Raw genomic sequence first — 18,056 nt, 5'->3', positions numbered from 1 at the left:
GATGAGGCCGACCGCGCGGTCGCTCAGCTCGACGGCGCGGTCGCTCGGCTCGATCGCGCGGTCGCTGCGGCGCCGCGCGAAGGCGAGGCCGAGGTCGGAGTCGCGGCGGTGACGGGCTTCGCGCGACGCAGCGCGGCGAGCACAGGCCGCCCCACGACGACGAGGCCGATCACCGTCGTCACGGCGCGGAGGGTGTCCCAGGTGATCGTCGAGGCCACGAGCGAGTAGACGAGGAAGCTCGCGAGGTTGTCGCCGATCGATCCGCCCGGCACATACGAGATGCCCGCGCCGTAGCCCACCGCGAAGGGCCAGAACCACATGTTCATGATCAGCCCGAAGGCGTAGGCGGCGAGGATGCCGTACACGATGAGCATCGCGATCTCCGCCCACCGCGACACGTGGCGGAGGAGCAGCCCCGCCCCTGCGCCGACCCACGCGCACGCGAACATCTGGAAGGGGAGCCACGGACCGATGCCGCCCGCGACGACGGCCGAAAGCGCGATCGTGAGTGCTCCGAGCAGCAGCCCGAACCGTGCGCCGAGCGCGCGCCCCGCGAGGATCAGCAGCACGAAGAGAGCCTCGACCCCACCGACACCCGTCCCGACGATGCGGATTGCCGCGCCGATCGCGGCGAGCGTTCCGAGAAGGGCGAGCGAGTGCGCCGATCGCACCGTGCCGTCGAGGAGCGACAGGACGACGAGCACGGCGAGGGGTGCGAGCGCGAGCGCGACGTAGGGCACGGCGACATGGGCCTGCGCGGGCAGCGCGCTCGCGACGAGCGGCCAGAGGAACGCGGCGAGGGCGGCGAGGTTGGCGACGACGAGGGCACCGACGTCTTTCCCCGCGCTGCGGCGCAGTGCGGCGCGGGCGCGTCCCGGTCGAGGCGGATGTGCGGGGTGGCGATGCGGCCTGCGCGGGGCATGGACGGGGGTGCGGGTGGGGGTGGGGGCGTCGTGCGTGTCCGGCCTGAGCGGGGCATGGGCGGGGGTGCGGGTGGGGGCGTTGCGCGTGTCCGGCGTGCGCGGGGCGTCGGCCGGGGTGCGGATGGGGGCGTTCCGCGTGTCCGGCCTGCGCGGGTCGTCGGCCGGAGTGCGGGTGGGGGTGCGGGTGGGGGCGGGGGTGGGGGCGTTGCGCGTGTCCGCCGCGTCCAGCGTGCGCGGGTCGTGGGCGGGGGTGCGGGTGGGGGCGTCGTGCGTGTCCGGCCTGCGCGGGTCGTGGGCGGGGGTGGGGGTGGGGGCGTTCCGCGTGTCCGGCGTGCGCGGGGCATGGGCGGGGGTGCGGGTGGGGGTGCTCGCGCGGGTGAGGCATCCGTCACGCATCGGGAGGATGCGATCGGCGAGCGCCGCCGCGAAGTCGGCGTCGTGCGTCGCGAGGAGCACGGCTCCGCCCTCGGCCGCGTGCCGCGCGAGCGCGGCGGCCACGAGCGCTGCGGCAGCGGCGTCGAGCCCGCGCGTCGGCTCGTCGACGAGCAGCACGAGCGGCTCGTCGATCGTCTGCAGCGCGATCGCGAGGCAGCGTCGCTCCCCGACCGACAGGTCGCGCGGATGCCGCGCGAGCCGCGCGGCGAACTCCGCGCCGCCCGGGTCGAGCGAGAGCAGGCCGGCGAGACGAGCGGATGCCGCGCCCGCCCGTTTGGCTCGACGCTCGGCGCGACGGCACTCGGCTGCGACCGTGTCGCACGTGAACAGGTCGTCAGAGGCATCGGGGACGAGCGCGATCGCGCGTGTCCGCCGTTCGACGTGGACGCCGCCGACCTCGATCTGAGCATCGCGGGACGGGAGTGCGATCGCGGCGAGAAGGCTCGACTTGCCCGCGCCGTTGGGGCCCGAGAGGGCGACGATCTCGCCCGCGCCCAGGTCGAGCGAGACATCCCGGACGGCGACCGCGTCTGCGTGCCGGACCGTCAGCCCTCGAACCGCGAGGACGCGCGGGGCGTCTGCAGAACTCCACCGATCCGGCACGTCGAACCGGGTTGGGCCCCTGTTCGCGGACCTCGAGCCCGATATCTGTGGAGTTCTGCCGTCGGTCCCGGCGACCAGCCGCCCCGCTTCGAGCGTCAACCGGGCATCGGCCTGCCCCGCGAAGGCCTCTGTGCGGTGCTCCGCGACGACGACGCACATCCCCGCCTCGTGCGCGAGGGCGCCGAGCAGGGCCGTGATCCGGACGCGGAACGCGCCGTCGAGGTCGGCGAGGGGCTCGTCGACGAGCAGGAGGATCGGCTGCTCGACGATCGCGGCGGCGATCGCGACAAGCGTCGCCTCGCCCGCCGACAGACCGCGCAGCCGCCGATCGAGGAGGGGGAGGATGCCGACCCGCTCCGCGACCTCGCGCACCCGAGCATCTCGGATCACGGGCGCGACGCCACGGAGCTCGAGCGCGAGCCCGATCTCGTCGGCGACCCGGTCGGTCGCGAAGGCGTCCCGCGGATGCTGCAGCACGACCCCGATCGTCCGGGCGGTGTCGCGCGGTGGAACGGCGACCCTGTCGTGCCCCACGGCGAGCAGCGACCCCGCGACGGACCCGCCGTCGACGTGCGAGTGAAGCCCCGCGAGCGCGCGGAGGAGCGTCGACTTGCCCGACCCCGTCTGGCCCGACAGCAGCACGAGCGACCCGGTCGCGAGGGACAGGTCGTCGACGCGCACGACGGGCCGACCGCCGTGGCCGAGCGAGACGTCCCGCATCGCGACGGGCCGCTCGCACGACCCTTCGAGCGCTCGCCCCGCGAACCCGCGCAGCTCGAGCGCCGCAGCGACGGCGGTCGAGCGTTCGAGCGTCCTCTCGAGGATGGGCGACAGCAGGCGCAGACCGCCGCGCTCGCCCCGCAGCCGCTGAGCGAACCGGGCGGAGCGCACGGCGTCGGCGAGCGAGGGAAGCGTCGCCCACGCGATCGCGAGGGCGCGTGCGACGCCGCGGAACGGGCCGCGATGCGAGGCCCGCGCGAACAGGCGCGAGACGTCGAAGAGCGCGTTGAGCAGCCCGAAGACCAGGATCGTCAGAGCGATCGGAAGCGCGCTCATCGCGGCATCCCACAGCCCGCCGAGCGTCGCGGGGCCGAACATGACGACGTGCGCGAAGGGGGAAGGCAGCCTCAGCTGCGGGAAGCCGAGCAGCACGGGCCCGGCGCCGTCGGCGCCGTGGAAGAGGACGCGGTAGACGACCCGGACCACGATGAACCCGGCGGCGAGGGCCGCCGGGGCACGCAGGGGTCCTGGCCGGAACGTCACGGCGCGGGGGCGGCGGGCTCGTCGTTGAGCACGAACAGCAGCTGCAGGCTCTCGCCCGGCTCGAGCTCGAGCGTCGAGAGGCCCTCCTCCGCGTAACCCCACTCGCCGCCCGCGGGCCTGACCCACAGCGACCAGTACGCGAACGCCGGAGGCATCGAGGCGCACGTCTCGTACGCGACGGTGCCGTCGTCGGCCGTGAGCGCGGTGTCTTCGGAGGGGACGCCGTCGACGCGGCACACGATCTGGTCGGGGTAGTCCTTCGTGCCCTGGGTCTCGATGTGGGCGAACAGCAGAGCATCTGCGGCGCGGATCGGCTCGTCAGTGATGACGCACGCGACCTGCGACGGATCGCTGCCGACCTCGAGCGAACCCGTGTCGACGACGACCGTCACGCCCTCGTCGCCGTGGCACGGCGTGTGCACGACGAGACCGACCTCGGTCGTGACGGTCTCGGAAGGATCGGCCGTGGGCTGCGTGGTCGCGCCCGACGGCGATCCCGTGCACCCTGTGAGGGCGATCGCGAGAGCGGCGGGCACGACGAGAGCGAGGGCGCGGAGCTTCGAGGTCACCGGTCCAGCGTAGGCTCTCGGCCTCGCGCGGCGCCTGCCGCATCACCCGCGTAATCTGGGCAGGTGAGCGTTTCCGAGCTGTTCGACGAGTCCGACTGGTTGACCGCACCCGGCGCCGACGCCTACACCGACATCACGTCGCACGTCTCGCTCGACGGCCGCATCGCGCGCATCGCGTTCGACCGGCCCGAGGTGCGCAACGCCTTCCGTCCGCACACGGTCGACGAGCTGTACCGCGCGCTCGACCTCGCGCGCCAGGACCCCCGCATCGGGGTCGTGCTCCTGACAGGCAACGGCCCGAGCCCCAAGGACGGCGGCTGGGCGTTCTGCTCGGGAGGGGATCAGCGGATCCGCGGACGGTCGGGGTACGAGTACGCGGAGACGGATGCCGACACGCCGGCCGCGCCGGCGGGCGGGGGGCCGGATGCCGTCGCCCAGGCATCCCTCGGCCGCCTGCACATCCTCGAGGTCCAGCGGCTCATCCGCTTCATGCCGAAGGTCGTGATCGCCGTGATCCCGGGGTGGGCGGCGGGCGGCGGGCATTCGCTGCACGTCGTGTGCGACCTCTCGATCGCGAGCGCCGAGCACGGCCGCTTCAAGCAGACCGACGCCGATGTCGGCTCGTTCGACGCGGGCTACGGGTCGGCGTACTTCGCGCGGCAGATCGGTCAGAAGCTCGCGCGCGAGGTGTTCTTCCTCGCGGAGGAGTACTCGGCGCAGCGCGCATACGAGATGGGAGCCGTGAATCGCGTCGTGCCGCACGCCGACCTCGAGCGCGAGGCGATCGGGATGGCGCGCACGATCCTCACGAAGTCGCCGACCGCGATCCGCATGCTCAAGTTCGCGTTCAACGCCGTCGACGACGGGCTGGTGGGCCAGCAGGTGTTCGCGGGTGAGGCGACACGCCTGGCCTACGGCACCGACGAGGCCGTCGAGGGACGAGACTCGTTCCTCGAGAAGCGCGACCCCGACTGGTCGCCGTACCCATGGCACTACTAGAAGACCGAGGCATGAGGCTCGAACCCGTCATCGGCGACGACCCGCGCGACATCCTGCGGGGTCTCAAGGCCGCGATCCACGGCGCAGGACCCGCGCTCGGCCTCGGCATGGTGCGCGAGATGCCCGGGCAGGTGCGGGCGGGCACGGCGGTCGTCGTGACGACGTCGGGCTCGACCGGCATCCCGAAGAGCGTCATCCTGAGCCGCGACGCGCTCACGGCGTCGGCGCTCGCGACCGCGGCGCGCATCGGGGAGGGGGCGTGGCTGCTCGCCCTGCCCGCGAGCTATGTCGCGGGGCTGCAGGTGCTGGTCCGCTCGATCGTCTCGGACCGGGAGCCGGCGATCCTCTCCGGCTCGTTCACTCCTCGCGCCTTCGCGGCCGCGGCGCTGACGATGGCCTCGAGCGCGGGCGGCAGCCGCATCCCCAGCTTCACCTCGCTCGTGCCCGCGCAGCTCACGAAGATCCTCGACGCGGCCGAGGACGACGCCGCCGTCGCAGCCGCCGTGCGCTCCTTCGAGGCGATCCTCGTCGGCGGGCAGGCGCTTCCGCCGGCGACGCTCGAGCGCGCGGAGCGTGCCGGGGCGCGGGTCGTCCGCACCTACGGCTCGACCGAGACGAGCGGCGGCTGCGTCTATGACGGCCTCCCGCTCGACGGGGTCGGCATGCGGATCGTCGACGGAGAGGTGCAGCTGTCGGGTGCGACGCTCGCGGACGGATACCTCGGCGACGTGGAGCTGACGGATGCCGTGTTCCTGCGCGATCCCGATGGTCGCCGCTGGTATCGCACGGGCGATGCGGGCCTCATCGACGCCGGCGTCCTGCGCGTTCGCGGGCGCCTGGACAACGTCATCGTCTCGGGCGGCATCAACATCTCGCTCGACCGGGTCGAGAGGATCGTCCGCGGCGTGCCGGGACTCGCCTCGGCCGTCGTCATCGGAGTGCCCGATGCGAGGTGGGGCGAGGCGGCGGTCGTCGTCGCGAGCCGCGGCGAGGCGCTGCGCCGCAGCGAGTCGATCCAGCTGGAGGAGGCCCGCGCCGCCGTCACGGCCGAGATCGGCCCGCATGCGCGGCCCGCGCGGCTCGTGCTCGTCGACGAGCTCGCGACGCTGCCCTCGGGCAAGCCCGACCGCGAGGCGATCCGGCGCGCCGTCGCGTCGCTGCGCTGACCCCGCACGCCCGCCTCCGCCGGCGGGGGTGCTCGCATGCCTCGGGCGCCGGCGAGGGCGTCGAGCCGCGCGTGGGTGAGGGCGGAGCGGATCAGGCAGCGCTGCGCGGCCCCGTGTCGACGACGCAGAAGCGGTTTCCCTCGGTGTCGGCGAGCACGATCCAGTCGGCATCCGGCGGATACTGGTGCCAGTCGACCTCCTGCGCCCCGAGGGCGAGCAGCCGCCGCACCTCGGCCTCCTGGTCCTCCGCATAGAGGTCGAGGTGGATCCGCGGCGGATAGTGCTGCGGATACCCCGTCACCGACAGGGCGATGCTCGCGCCGGGGGCATCCCAGCTCGTCTTGTAGGGCGGGTCGAGGATGACCCAGTCGTCCGACGGCTCGCTGCGGTTGACATAGCGCAGCGCCGCGCGCCAGAACGCTCCTGCGCGGTCGATGTCCTCCACGGTCAGCACGACAGTCCCGATCGTCAGCATGCCGTCATTCTTGCGAGCGATGGATGCCGCGGCCAGGGGGTCTCCGAACGGCTGTGCGGCGCTCATCGGCGCGGGCCATAGGATTCGTACTCGTGGCAGGCAGCACGAGGAAGAAGCGCAAGGGCACGGGCTCGGCGAAGCAGCAGCCGCGGGGCAACCCGCAGAAGGCGCACGTCTCGCGGGATCCCCGGCACGTCGAGAAGGCAACGGCCGGCGACTGGATCGGCGCGGCGCGGCTGCGCACCCTCCCGCTCGCGGTGACGCCGGTCCTCATCGGGACGGGTGCCGCCCTCCTCGGCGACGCGCCGTTCCACTGGGTCATCGCGCTCGCGTGCCTCGTGGTCGCCGTGGGCCTGCAGATCGGCGTCAACTATGCGAACGACTACAGCGACGGCATCCGCGGCACCGACGACCACCGCGTCGGCCCCGCACGGCTGACGGCATCGCGCAGGGTGCGCCCGCGCGCCGTGCTGACGGCCGCGCTCGGGTTCTTCGGCATCGCGGCGCTCGCGGGCCTCGCGATCGTCATCCGCACGGGCCAGTGGTGGATGCTGCTGGTCGGCGCCGCGTGCATCGTCGCGGCGTGGTTCTACACGGGCGGCAGGCGGCCCTACGGCTACTTCGGTCTGGGCGAGCTCTTCGTCTTCGTCTTCTTCGGCCTCGTGGCCACGATCGGCACGACGTGGGTGCAGGTGTTCGACGTCCCCCAGGAGGCGTGGTTCGGCGCCGTCGGGGCGGGTCTGCTCGCGTGCGCCGTGCTGCTCGCGAACAATCTCCGCGACATCGACCAGGACCGCGCGGCCGGCAAGCGCACCTTGACCGTGCTGATCGGCAGACGCGCGACGCAGGCGCTGTTCACGGTCTTCGTGATCGCGCCGTTCGCGATCGCTGCGCTCCTGGCGCTGTTCTACCCGATCGCGTGGCTCACGCTGCTCGCGCTCATCGCGGGCGCCTGCGCGATCCTCATCGTCTGGACGTACCGCGAGGCCAAGGAGCTCGTCGTCGCCCTCGCGCTCACGTCGCTGACGTCGGTCGCGTACGGCGCGTTCCTGTTCTGGGCGTTCGCGGCCTGATCCGCGGCCGGCCGGGCCGGGCGCTCCGCGCGGCGCGGCAGTCGGGCCGGGGGGTCCGCGCGGATTCAGGACCGCGCGTCGTCGGACGGCTGCGCGTCGGACGGCTGCGCGTCGGACGGCTGTGCCTCCGACGAGGGGATGCCGTCGCCCGGCGCCGCCGGCGCCTCGCCGAGAGCCTCGGCGGACGCGGCATCCTCGATGTCCTCGTCGGTCTGGGTCGCCGGCGCGTGCGCGCGCCGCGACGCGAGCCCTGCCGTCAGGTCGTCGAGAGGCCGGCGCAGGAAGAGGATCGACAGGCTGAGGCCGATGAGGGCCGAGAAGATCGCGGACAGCCAGTAGAACTCACGGCCGATCTCCAGCAGCATGAGCAGCCCGAACGGCACGAGGAAGACGAGCAGCCGCAGCACCGTGTAGACGAGGGCCGAGCGAGCTTTCACTCCTCCATGGTAGGCGCACCCCCTGTCTCGGTCCGGTCACGGCAGGGTCCGGGCATCCTCCACGCGCCTAGGATGGAACCGTGGTTCGCGTCTGGCTGATCCTCGGCTTCGTAGCCCTCATCTTCTGGGTCTACGCGATCGTCGACGTGTCCGCGCAGCCGCCGACCCGGCACCGCGCCGTGAGCAAGCCTGTCTGGATCGCGGTGGTGGTGCTCCTTCCCGTGCTGGGCGCCATCCTCTGGTTCACCGTCGGACGCGGCGGCAAGACCGTGGCGACCGCCCACCGCGCCCCCGACGACGACCCGGAGTTCCTCGGCCGCATCGCCGCCGTGAGCGACCAGGACGAGCGCATCCGCCGTCTCGAGGAGGAGCTCGCCCAGCTCGACGCCGAGGACGACGACCCGAAGTGGAACCCGCCCGCGAACCCCGCAGCGGGCCCCAAGCCCGAGCCCCCCGTGCGGGGAGCGGACCTTCCGGACGACGACGACACCCGCGGCCAGCGCGGGGCCGTCGGCTAGTCGTGGAGGCCGAACCCGCGGACGATCCCCGCTCCGCCCCGTCGCCTGCGACCGACGCAGCCGCAGCGCTGCTGTGCGCGCTCGTCGCACACGGTGTCCGGCATGTCGTGCTGAGCCCCGGATCGCGCTCGCAGTCGCTGGCCCTGGTGGCGGCCGAGCTCGAGACGCGCGGCGAGCTCGAGCTGCACGTGCGGATCGACGAACGCGTCGCGGGGTTCACGGCGCTCGGGATCGCCCGCGAGACCCGGCTGCCCGCCGCGGTCGTTTGCACGTCGGGGACGGCTGCCGCCAACCTCCTGCCGGCGGCGCTCGAGGCGCACCACGCCGGCGTCCCGCTGCTGCTGCTGACGGCCGATCGGCCGCCCGAGCTGCGGGGAGTCGGGGCGAACCAGACGACGCGCCAGCCGGGCATGTACTCGCCGAGCACACGGCTCGACGCCGACCTGCCCGTCCCCGAGGCGACCGACCCCGTGGGCGACGGCGAGCAGAGCGTCATGCTGCGCGCGCTCGCGGCGGATGCCGTCGCCGCGGCCCTCGGGGCCGGCATGCGCTCGCCGGGGCCCGTGCACCTCAACCTGCCCTTCCGCGAGCCGCTCGCGGGAGAGCTGCCCGCGTGGCTGGGGATGCCGCCGGCCGAGCTCGACGTCGCGCCGGAGGTCGACCTCGATGCCGCGCCCGAGCCCGAGGCCGTCGCCGAGGAGGCGTTCGGCGCGCTCTACCAGGGCGGCGGCGGCATCGGCCAGTCCGACGTCCCGACCGAGCCCGACGACGACCCGCATGTCCTGGAGCGCGGCCCGCGGACGATCGTCGTCGCCGGCGCCGACGCGGGTCCGGCGGCCGAGACGCTCGCCCACGCCGGCGGTTGGCCGCTCGTGGCGGAGGTCGTGAGCGGCGCGCGGTACGGGCGCAACCTCGTGCACGGCTACCGCGACATCGTCGCCGACCCCGAGCTCGGCGGGCGGGTCGAGCGCGCCGTCGTGCTGGGCCATCCGACTCTCTCGCGCGAGATCGCGGCGCTGCTGTCGAGGGACGACGTCGAGGTGCTCGCCGTGCGCGGGCCGGGCGAGCCCTTCAACCTCAACGGCGCGACGACCGCCGTGGACACGATCGCGGTCGCGTCGGGCGACGCCGATCGCGAGTGGCTCGGCGCGTGGCTGAGGGCGTCCCGTGCGGCATCCGTCGATCTCGCGCCTCCCGCACCTGATGCCGACGCGCTCGCCTCCGCCGTGCCGAGCGAGCGCCTCGGTGCGATCGCGGCCGAGCTCGAGGCGATCCGCACTCCGCTCGACCGCATAGCGCTCGCCGACGCGGTGTGGCGTGCGACGTGGCCGCACGACAGGCTCGTGTTCGGCTCGTCGCGGCTCGTCCGCATCGCCGACGCCGTGCTCGGGGGCAAGAAGGTGCCCGTGCACTCCAACCGGGGGCTCGCGGGGATCGACGGGACGATCGCGACGGCGACGGGCGTCGCGATCGCGAGCCAGTCCGGCGGACGGCCGGGCGTCACGCGCGTGCTCCTCGGCGATCTCGCGTTCCTGCACGACGTGGGCGCTCTCCTGCTGGCGCCGGGGGAGCGCACGCCGCGTCTGCAGGTGATCGTCGGCAACGACGGCGGCGGCACGATCTTCGACGGGCTCGAGGTCGCCGCCGTCGCAGGGCCCGCCGCGATGGATCGCGTGCTCTACACGCCGCACGGCGTGCAGTTCGAGCGGCTCGCGCTCGCGTACGGGTGGGAGTATCGACGGGTGACGACCCGCACGGCGCTCGATCAGGCGCTCACGTCGCCCGTCCAGGGTCCCCAGCTGATCGAGGTCCCGCTCGAGCGGTGAGCCGCCGGGCGAGGTGCCGCACCGTCAGCGGCGCGACGGCATCGCGCGGACGAGGCGACGGCATCGCGCGCCGCCCCCGACAGCGCGACGAGCCCCCCGACAGCGCGACGAGCCCCGACAGCGCGACGAGCCCCGACAGCGCGACGAGCCCCGACAGCGCGACGAGCCGACGACCGCGTGACGAGCGGCATCCGGCCTCGCGGTCTCCCGCTCGGGGTGCGCCTCGGCCATGATGGGCAGATGACCGCGAAGAGCCAGAAGAACTGGACGGGCGACCCCGCAGACCTCCTCCGTGTCGGTGACGGGTTCCGCCTCGCCGACGTCGACCCCGACTCGACCCCGGGGTATGGGGGCGGCAAGAAGCACGGCGCGGTCGACCTCGAGGCCGGTGCCGACGAGCTCGACGAGCTGCAGGAGCGCCTGTACGCGCAGAGCCGGACGGACGCGACGGACGCCTCGGTGCTGCTGGTCCTGCAGGCGATGGACTCGGCCGGGAAGGGCGGCATCATCCGGCACGTCGTGGGGTCCGTCGATCCGCAGGGCGTCGCGCTCACGGCGTTCAAGAAGCCGACGGAGGAAGAGCTCGCGCACGACTTCCTGTGGCGCATCGAGCGACGCGTGCCGGAGCCGGGGTTCATCGGGGTGTTCGACCGCTCGCAGTACGAGGACGTGCTCATCGGTCGGGTGCGGAAGCTCGCCGCGGCGGAAGAGATCGAGCGACGGTACGCCGCGATCAACGACTTCGAGAGGCGGCTGACGGATGCCGGCACCCGCATCGTGAAGGTCATGCTGCACATCTCGCCCGACGAGCAGAAGGCGCGGCTCGCAGAACGGCTCGACCGCCCCGACAAGCACTGGAAGTACAACCCGGGCGACGTCGACGAGCGCGAGCTCTGGCCCGCGTACATGGACGCGTATCAGACCGTGTTCGAGCGCACCTCGACCGACCACGCGCCGTGGCACGTCATTCCCGCGAACCGGAAGTGGTACGCACGCCTCGCGGTGCAGGCGCTCCTGCTCGAGGCGCTCGAGGACGTCGACCCGCAGTGGCCCGCCGCGACGTTCGACGTCGAGGTCGAGAAGAAGCGCCTGGCCGCCACCTGACGGCCCGCGCGGGCGGCGTCAGACGCGTCCTCGCGCGGCCCACGCCGTCCCCGGAACCGTGAGGGTACCGTCGCCGACGATCTCCCGCGCGCGGACCCGCACCCGCTCGACGTCGTTCGCGTCGAGTCCGTCGAGCTGCTGCGCGGACGAGCCGATGCCGAGCGTGTGCACGCTCCACCACTCGTCGAATCCGCGGTAGTCGACGCTCACCGTCAGCGCGGTCTCGTCGACGTCGACGCATCCGGCGCCGGTCAGCAGCCTCGTGAGGTCGCCGCCGCGCGTGCCTGCGCGACGTGCGGCGGAGGCCTCGCCCTTCACCTCCCGCACCGCGCGGAGGAAGGGCGAGTGCGGTGCGCGATCGTGCTCGAAGTCCCACACGCAGGCGGCGACGACGCCGCCCCGCCGGGTCACGCGCGCCATCTCGGCGACGCCGGCGGCGGCATCCGTCATGAAGTGCACGACGAGCTCGGCGAGCGTCGCGTCGAACGCGTCGTCGGGGAAGGGAAGCGCCTCGGCGTACGCCTGCCGCGCATCGATGCCGGAGAGCCTCGTGCGCACCGCCGCGACGAAGGCCTCCGCGGGGTCGACGGCCGCGACGGAGGCCGCCCCCGCACGCTGGACGAGCACGCACGTCAGTGCGCCGGGCCCGCAGCCGACATCGAGCACGCGATCGCCCGGTGAGATCCCGACCCAGTCGGCGAAGAGCACGGCGAGCGGCGCCGAGTACCGGCCCATGAACCTGTCGTAGCTCTCCGCCGCGACGCCGTCGAACGACATGCGGGAACTCTACTCTCAGGGGGTTGCGTCATCGAGTACTTGATCTGATACAGTACTGGCTGTGACCCAAGAGGATGCCTTCGCCGCCGACCTGCTGCGCGGCCACACCGACACGATCGTGCTCGGCGTGCTCCGCCGCGGCGACCGGTACGGCTTCGAGATCTACAAGACGATCCGCGACGCGGCCGGCGGCGACCACGAGATCAAGGAGGCCACCCTCTACGCCGCGTACCGCCGCCTCGAGAAGGACGGACTCGTCGAGTCCTACTGGGGCGACGAGACGCAGGGCGGCCGCCGCAAGTACTACCGCATCACCGACGCCGGCCGCGCCGTCTACCGCGGCAACGTCGCGGCCTGGGTCGCGACCCGGCGCATCATCGACTCCCTGCTCGACGTGAAGGACGCATCGCAATGAACACCGACATCCATCGCCTCCTCGACGAGGCCTTCGCGGGCGTCGAGATGACGCCCGACGCGCAGGACCTGAAGGAGGAGGTGCGCGCGAACCTGGTCGCGCGGGTCGACGAGCTCGAGGCCTCCGGCGTGACGCCGGCGGATGCCGCGCGCCGCGCGATCTCCGAGCTCGGCGACGTGCGGGAGCTGCTGGGGGATGCGCCGCCCGCCCGCGCCGCGAACCCCCAGGACGCATACCTCCGCCACCGCGTGCGGCCCCAGACCGGGTTCGTCGTGCGGATCGTGCTGTGGTCTCTCGGCGTCGTCGCGGGGCTCGTGCTCTCGACGCTCAACGCGACAGGCGTCCTGCCGATCAGCCCGTGGTTCTCGATCGGGATGCTGGGCTTCGCGTCGACCGCGCTGGGCCTGCTGGTGGGGGACTCGCTCGCGCAGGAGACGACGACGAACCATCCGATGCCCGAGTCCCGCGCGGGCGCTTACGCGCTCGCGACGTTCCTCGGCCTCTACGGGCTGGGGTTCGCCGGGCTCGTGGCGCTCACCGCCGTGCCTCTGTGGTGCGTCGTGTTCGCCGCGCTCGGCATCGTTGCGTCGATCGTCCTGTTCGCGTTCCTCGGGGCGTCGCAGACGAACCGGCACAAGGCGTGGGTCCGCGATGCGCACCGCGCGGAAGAGGCGAACAACCGCTTCGCGCAAGAGCCCGAGACGGCCGCGCGCTTCGGCATCTACACGGCGGTCATCTGGATCCTCGCGTTCGCGGGCGTCCTCGTGCTCGGGTTCACGGTCGGCTGGTGGTGGGCTCCCCTCGCGCTCGTCGGCGGCTTCGCCGTCATGATGATCGTCCTCGCCCGGATGCTCTTCGGAGCGCGCAAGGACTGAACCTCCCGCCGCTGTCGGCGGCCCTTCGACGCGCTCGGGGACCGAGGCTGCGGCATCCGACCCGCCATTCACCCACCCGCAAGAGAAAGGGATGCTCCGCCATGCCTGAAAACACCCCCGCGATCGCCGCGGACGACCTCGTCAAGGTCTATCCCGGGAGGGGCCGGCGCCCCGCCGTCCGCGCCCTCGACGGCCTGAGTTTCACGGTCCCGGCCGGCCGCGTGTTCGGCCTGCTCGGCCCGAACGGCGCCGGCAAGTCCACGACGACGAAGATCCTCACGACCCTCTCCCGTCCGACGTCGGGCGCGGCCTCGGTCGCGGGCCACGACGTGCGCCGCGCGCCCGACGCCGTGCGTGCCGCGATCGGCTATGTCTCGCAGGGCGCGAGCACCGACCCGGTCCTGACGGCGACCGAGAACCTGGAGATCGCGGCGCGGCTGCGCGGCGTCGGAGCGTCGGATGCCGCGGCCACCGCGAAGCGCCTGCTCGGCGAGTTCGGCCTGGCCGAGGCATCCCGTCGCCCCGTCTCGACGTTCTCGGGCGGAATGCGCCGACGGCTCGATGTCGCGGCCGCACTCGTGCACCGGCCGAGTGTGCTCTTCCTCGACGAGCCGACGACGGGCCTCGACCCGGAGGCGCGGGCCGCGATGTGGGCGGAGATCCGACGGCTCTCGGCCGAGGACGCGCTCACGGTTGTGCTGACGACGCACTACATGGAGGAGGCCGACCGGCTCGCCGACGAGCTCCTGCTCGTCAACCGCGGCCGTGCCGTCGTGCAGGGCACACCTGACGAGCTCAAGGCGGCGCTGCACGGAGACTCCGTGCGCGTGTCGCTCGTCGAGCCCGATTCCGATGCCGTGCGCGCGGCGATCACGCGCGTTCCCGGCCTGCGCGACGTGGTCGTGGAGGCCTCGGGCGTCGACGGCGTCCTCGCCGCCCGCGCCGACGACGCGTCCGCGGCCGTCGGCGCCGTCATCGCGGCGCTGGATGCCGCAGGCATCCGCTTCGGGCAGGTCTCGGCATCCCACCCCACCCTCGACGACGTGTACCTGCACTTCGTCGGCCACACCTTCGGCGACGCTGCGGCGGACGCCGTCACGGAAGGAGTCGCGGCATGATCTCGATCGCTCCCACGGCGCCCGCCCGCGCGGGCTGGTTCACGCAGACCGGGCAGGTGCTGCGCCGCTGGCTCCTCGTCTCGCTGCGGCAGGCATGGGGCCCCGTCATGTCGCTCATCCAGCCCGTCATCTGGATCCTGTTGTTCGGGCAGGTGTTCCACTCGCTCGGCGCGCTGCCGCAGTTCGCGGGCGCGGGGTACATCGCCTACCTCGTCCCGGGCATCCTCATGATGACGGTCCTGTACTCGGGGGCATGGGCAGGAACGGGCTGCATCGACGACATCGCCTCGGGTGTCATGGATCAGTACCTCACGTCGCCGATCTCGCGCAGCGCGATCGTCACCGGTCAGCTCATCCAGCAGCTCGTCGTCAACCTCGCACAGTCGCTCGTCGTGCTCGGGATCGGCTGGCTCGCGGGAGCGCGCTACCCGGGCGGAGTCGGAGGCATGCTCGTCGCGCTGGGCGTCGCGACGCTGCTCGCGACGATCTTCTGCTGCTGCTCGACCGCCGTGGCCCTCATGACCCGCAGCCAGATCGCGCTCATCAGCCTGTCGCAGCTCATCGTGCTGCCCGCGACGTTCCTGTCGACGACGATGATGCCGGCGGCGCTCCTGCCCGAGTGGGTGCAGAACGTCTCCCGCTGGAATCCCATGACCTGGGCCGTCGAGCTCGGGCGCGGGGGACTCGACGGGACGTATCCGGCGGACGGATGGTGGCAGCTCGCAGGCCTCGTGCTGCTCGCGGCCCTCGCCTTCACGTGGGCGGTGCGCTCGATCCGGGCGTATCAGCGCTCGATCTGACGCTCCGGCCCCGAATCGCGTCGTCGGTCCGGGCGGGTTCAGGCCAGCGCGTCGACGATCGGGCGGAACTTCACTCGCGTCTCGATGAGTTCGGCATCCGGGTCGCTGCCCGCGACGATCCCGGCGCCCGCGTGCGCGACGACGGGGATCGTGTCGGAGTAGGTCGCGAATCGCCGGGCGGGTGGCGCGCCGATCTGCGCGCAGCGCAGCGCGATCGCCCATTCGCCGTCGCCGTTCGCGTCGACCCAGCCGACGGGGCCGGCGTAGCGGCCGCGGTCGAACGGCTCGATGCGGCGGATGACCTCGATCGCGGCATCCGTCGGCGTGCCCGCGACGGCGGCGGTGGGATGCAGCGCCGCGACGAGGTCGAGCACGCTCCGCACGGCGTAGCGGTGCTCGTCGAGGTTCTCGTCGCTGTGCGCGAGGGTGTCGGATGCTGCGACGTCGTCGCCTGCGTCGGTGCCGCGCGGGATCGTCCCGGCGAGGACGCGCGCCGTGACGGTGCCGCCCGAGACCGTCACGAGGGTCTCGGGGCTCGCGCCGATGAGGCCGTCGACGGCGTAGGTCCACGTGTCGGGGTAGTCGGTCGCGAGGGCGCGGACGAGCCGGCGCAGGTCGGAGCCCACGGGCACCGTGCCGACGACATCTCGTGCGAGCACGACCTTTGTCGACCTCGCCGGCTTCGATCGCGGCGAGACTCGCACGGACGGCTGCGACATACCCCTCGGCGTCGAGGGCACCGGGACCGAGCGTGCCCGACCAGGCGCGGCCGTCGCGGCGCCCGACGACGAGCGGCGGCACGGTCGTGTACACGACGGGCCCCCAGTGCATCCGTTGCACCAGGACGAAGCGCGTGCTCAAGGACAAGGGCGTGCCGTTCATCGAAGTCGACATCCGAGAGAACCCTGCCGCACGAGAGTACGTGGTCGAAGACCTCGGCTGCACCGAAGCACCCGTGGTTGTCGTCAGCGACGAGGACCACTGGAGCGGCTTCCGACCCGACCAGATCGGCCTGGCATCCGACCCCGAGACGCAGCAGGCCGGACGCGTGAGCATCACGAAGTTCACCGTCCTCGAGAACACCGCCGAGTACCGCGGCACCGAGCGAGTCGAGGGCCTCAAGCCCCTGGCCCACGCCGTCGAGGCGAAGTTCGAGCTCGGAGCCGGCGCCGCAGCATCCCTCCGCAAGGGCGACGCCGTGATCGTGATCGGGCATGAGCGCGACGCATCGTTCGAGGGCGAGAACGGCATCGTCTACCGCCGCATCATCGACGCCTCCCACATCGGCCCGGATCTCGGGAACGCGACCGCGGTCGCGTTCCCGCAACCCTCGCGACAACTGAACACCCAGAAGAAGGGGCGAACCGAGCTCGCCCCCTCTTCGCATGCCCGCACGGGGGAGATGTCAGGGGCACCCGACAGAATCCCGCTGTGGGAAGGAACGCGCGCTACGGCTCCGATGTCAGCGATGACGCGCTGAACATGTTCCTCACCCGCGCACGCCCCATCTCGCTCTCCGCCGACGAGCTCGGCGCCGATCCCGCGGCCGCGCAGCAGCCGCAGCGCGACCCGATCGACGTCGACGCATGGGTGAGGTTCCCAGAGACCCCGGTCCGCGTCTGCGGCCGCGCGGTCGCATGGACCGACCGCGCCGTGTGCGTCGAGTTCACGATGAAGGACAGAGCCACCCACCGCGCGTGGGTCTGGGCATCCGCCGTCGACCGCCGGTCAGCCCGCTAGCCCGCCGATCGGGCCTTCATCTTCGCTCGCATCCGATGCGCCCCGATGAACCCATCACCGCGCACCCCAACGCGGCCAGAGCGATGATCGCCCAACCGACCATCTGGAACCACGGCCCGTGGAACGCGCCGTAGGCCGCCTCGGCGGCAAAGCCACTGAAGAAGACAGCCAAGCCGAACCAGACCATCCCGTTCGAGACAGCAGCCGTGCGTGCGAGCTCATCGCTCTTCCACATGCAACAACGGTCGCACCGCGCCCTAGCACTGTCTAGGGGTGATGTCCAGGGACGTTGTTTCGGAACACGGCCCTGGACATCACAAGCTAGCGCGCGACCTCGTCAGTTGAGAAAGTGATCTCGACTCCGTCAGCAGTTGGAGTCAACGTGATTCCCTTCGGCAGCGGCTGCTCAGAAGTCCAGACCCCGGTCGGCGTCGTCGGTCCCGCCGAACGGCTAACGCCGCACGCCACTCCGATCCACGGCGAATAGATCGTGTTCGCCGTGTACGACGGGTTGGTCCCCGGCGGGGACGTGAACGCGTATGAGACACGTGTTCGGAACGACCCCGGCCCCATCGCGCATGAAGTATTGGCGAAGCTGGAGAACTTCTCGTTGGGGGAAGTCGCCAACCACGATTCTGTGTTTCCGTACCAAGACGTCCCAACACTGTTCTCTAGGTAGGCACGCACGTAGATCTCGGTCATGCCGATAGTGCACTGCAGGCTGCCTTCGGCATTGATGGTTCCGCTGACGTGCGTGGATCCGTGAGGGTTGTTGGCCTTTATCGTGCATACCCCGACGACAACTGCGTTGGCGGGCGATGCTGCGAACACGCTCCCGAAGACTAGAACGAGGGTTGCGATTAGTGCTGAGAAAGCTCCTCTTCTCAGCCGTACTGATCTGTGAGTTCTCTGAGTGCTTACCGTATCTTCCATGTGCACA

18 protein-coding genes and 1 pseudogene are annotated in these 18,056 nt (G+C 72.3%); 12 read left to right on the top strand and 7 right to left on the bottom strand.

The genetic code is table 11. From position 1 onward, the window contains the following. Positions 1 to 23: 23 nt before the first annotated feature. Positions 24 to 3,167 (bottom strand): ATP-binding cassette domain-containing protein, encoded by a 3,144-nt coding sequence (locus FHS08_RS03145; RefSeq protein ID WP_341800294.1) that lies wholly within the window; start codon positions 3,165 to 3,167, stop codon positions 24 to 26. Positions 3,168 to 3,220: 53 nt separating this feature from the next. Next, entirely contained in the window at positions 3,221 to 3,793 is a 573-nt protein-coding gene (locus tag FHS08_RS03140) for a hypothetical protein (RefSeq protein ID WP_167035372.1), read from the bottom strand. A 63-nt stretch (positions 3,794 to 3,856) separates the two neighbouring features. Between FHS08_RS03140 and FHS08_RS03135 the strand changes: the two genes are divergently transcribed. Both FHS08_RS03135 and FHS08_RS03130 read left to right on the top strand, forming a co-directional pair. Beyond that, a complete protein-coding gene (locus FHS08_RS03135) occupies positions 3,857 to 4,792 on the top strand; it encodes a 1,4-dihydroxy-2-naphthoyl-CoA synthase (protein WP_167035370.1) in 936 nt (311 codons plus the stop codon). Between the two features lie 11 nt (positions 4,793 to 4,803). Beyond that, the gene (locus FHS08_RS03130; protein ID WP_167035368.1) at positions 4,804 to 5,958 is read left to right on the top strand and encodes an AMP-binding protein; all 1,155 of its coding nucleotides are present in this window, start codon (positions 4,804 to 4,806) and stop codon (positions 5,956 to 5,958) included. Positions 5,959 to 6,049: 91 nt separating this feature from the next. Here FHS08_RS03130 and FHS08_RS03125 read toward each other — a convergent pair whose 3' ends face one another. After that, positions 6,050 to 6,433, bottom strand: coding sequence for a VOC family protein (locus FHS08_RS03125; RefSeq protein ID WP_167035366.1), 384 nt, complete (start codon positions 6,431 to 6,433; stop codon positions 6,050 to 6,052). A gap of 92 nt (positions 6,434 to 6,525) precedes the next feature. Here FHS08_RS03125 and FHS08_RS03120 point away from each other — a divergent pair, with 92 nt between their 5' ends. Then, a complete protein-coding gene (locus FHS08_RS03120) occupies positions 6,526 to 7,506 on the top strand; it encodes a 1,4-dihydroxy-2-naphthoate polyprenyltransferase (RefSeq protein WP_170283208.1) in 981 nt (326 codons plus the stop codon). A gap of 65 nt (positions 7,507 to 7,571) precedes the next feature. Here FHS08_RS03120 and FHS08_RS03115 read toward each other — a convergent pair whose 3' ends face one another. Beyond that, on the bottom strand, positions 7,572 to 7,943 hold the full coding sequence (locus FHS08_RS03115) for a DUF4229 domain-containing protein (protein ID WP_167035362.1): 372 nt from the start codon (positions 7,941 to 7,943) through the stop codon (positions 7,572 to 7,574). 80 nt (positions 7,944 to 8,023) lie between these two features. Between FHS08_RS03115 and FHS08_RS03110 the strand changes: the two genes are divergently transcribed. From FHS08_RS03110 to FHS08_RS03100, 3 genes are all read left to right on the top strand, one after another. Further along, positions 8,024 to 8,461 (top strand): PLDc N-terminal domain-containing protein, encoded by a 438-nt coding sequence (locus FHS08_RS03110; RefSeq protein WP_167035360.1) that lies wholly within the window; start codon positions 8,024 to 8,026, stop codon positions 8,459 to 8,461. A gap of 2 nt (positions 8,462 to 8,463) precedes the next feature. Beyond that, positions 8,464 to 10,287 (top strand): 2-succinyl-5-enolpyruvyl-6-hydroxy-3-cyclohexene-1-carboxylic-acid synthase, encoded by a 1,824-nt coding sequence (gene menD / locus FHS08_RS03105; protein ID WP_167035358.1) that lies wholly within the window; start codon positions 8,464 to 8,466, stop codon positions 10,285 to 10,287. Between the two features lie 240 nt (positions 10,288 to 10,527). After that, complete coding sequence (locus tag FHS08_RS03100; protein ID WP_167035356.1) at positions 10,528 to 11,391, top strand: polyphosphate kinase 2 family protein; 864 nt, start codon at positions 10,528 to 10,530, stop codon at positions 11,389 to 11,391. An 18-nt stretch (positions 11,392 to 11,409) separates the two neighbouring features. Here FHS08_RS03100 and FHS08_RS03095 read toward each other — a convergent pair whose 3' ends face one another. Beyond that, positions 11,410 to 12,168 carry a class I SAM-dependent methyltransferase gene (locus FHS08_RS03095; RefSeq protein WP_167035354.1) on the bottom strand — a complete coding sequence of 253 codons (759 nt, stop codon included), beginning with the start codon at positions 12,166 to 12,168 and terminating at the stop codon, positions 11,410 to 11,412. Between the two features lie 61 nt (positions 12,169 to 12,229). On the opposite strand from FHS08_RS03095, the gene FHS08_RS03090 reads away from it, so the two are divergent. From FHS08_RS03090 to FHS08_RS03075, 4 genes are all read left to right on the top strand, one after another. Then, entirely contained in the window at positions 12,230 to 12,583 is a 354-nt protein-coding gene (locus FHS08_RS03090; protein WP_167035352.1) for a helix-turn-helix transcriptional regulator, read from the top strand. After that, on the top strand, positions 12,580 to 13,458 hold the full coding sequence (locus FHS08_RS03085) for a permease prefix domain 1-containing protein (RefSeq protein ID WP_167035350.1): 879 nt from the start codon (positions 12,580 to 12,582) through the stop codon (positions 13,456 to 13,458). The genes FHS08_RS03090 and FHS08_RS03085 overlap by 4 nt, the downstream gene beginning before the upstream one ends. A gap of 101 nt (positions 13,459 to 13,559) precedes the next feature. Then, positions 13,560 to 14,576 (top strand): ABC transporter ATP-binding protein, encoded by a 1,017-nt coding sequence (locus FHS08_RS03080; protein WP_167035348.1) that lies wholly within the window; start codon positions 13,560 to 13,562, stop codon positions 14,574 to 14,576. Further along, the gene (locus tag FHS08_RS03075) at positions 14,573 to 15,376 is read left to right on the top strand and encodes an ABC transporter permease (RefSeq protein WP_167035346.1); all 804 of its coding nucleotides are present in this window, start codon (positions 14,573 to 14,575) and stop codon (positions 15,374 to 15,376) included. The genes FHS08_RS03080 and FHS08_RS03075 overlap by 4 nt, the downstream gene beginning before the upstream one ends. A 38-nt stretch (positions 15,377 to 15,414) precedes the next feature. Here the strand turns inward: FHS08_RS03075 and FHS08_RS03070 are convergent. Further along, positions 15,415 to 16,177, bottom strand: a pseudogene (locus FHS08_RS03070) (isochorismate synthase); the annotation flags it as partial. Here FHS08_RS03070 and FHS08_RS17335 point away from each other — a divergent pair. Then, on the top strand, positions 16,128 to 16,856 hold the full coding sequence (locus FHS08_RS17335) for a glutaredoxin domain-containing protein (protein ID WP_424960786.1): 729 nt from the start codon (positions 16,128 to 16,130) through the stop codon (positions 16,854 to 16,856). The pseudogene FHS08_RS03070 and the gene FHS08_RS17335 sit on opposite strands and share 50 nt — an antisense overlap. Continuing rightward, positions 16,808 to 17,116, top strand: coding sequence for a hypothetical protein (locus tag FHS08_RS03060; RefSeq protein ID WP_167034294.1), 309 nt, complete (start codon positions 16,808 to 16,810; stop codon positions 17,114 to 17,116). The genes FHS08_RS17335 and FHS08_RS03060 overlap by 49 nt, the downstream gene beginning before the upstream one ends. A 16-nt stretch (positions 17,117 to 17,132) precedes the next feature. Here FHS08_RS03060 and FHS08_RS03055 read toward each other — a convergent pair whose 3' ends face one another. Then, a complete protein-coding gene (locus FHS08_RS03055; RefSeq protein ID WP_167035342.1) occupies positions 17,133 to 17,351 on the bottom strand; it encodes a hypothetical protein in 219 nt (72 codons plus the stop codon). Positions 17,352 to 18,056: the final 705 nt, after the last annotated feature.

Source organism: Microbacterium ulmi (assembly GCF_011759705.1).
Classification (GTDB): Bacteria; Actinomycetota; Actinomycetes; order Actinomycetales; family Microbacteriaceae; genus Microbacterium; species Microbacterium ulmi.
The sequence above is the reverse complement of the archived record's forward strand: the minus strand, read 5'-3'. Positions and strand labels throughout refer to the sequence as shown.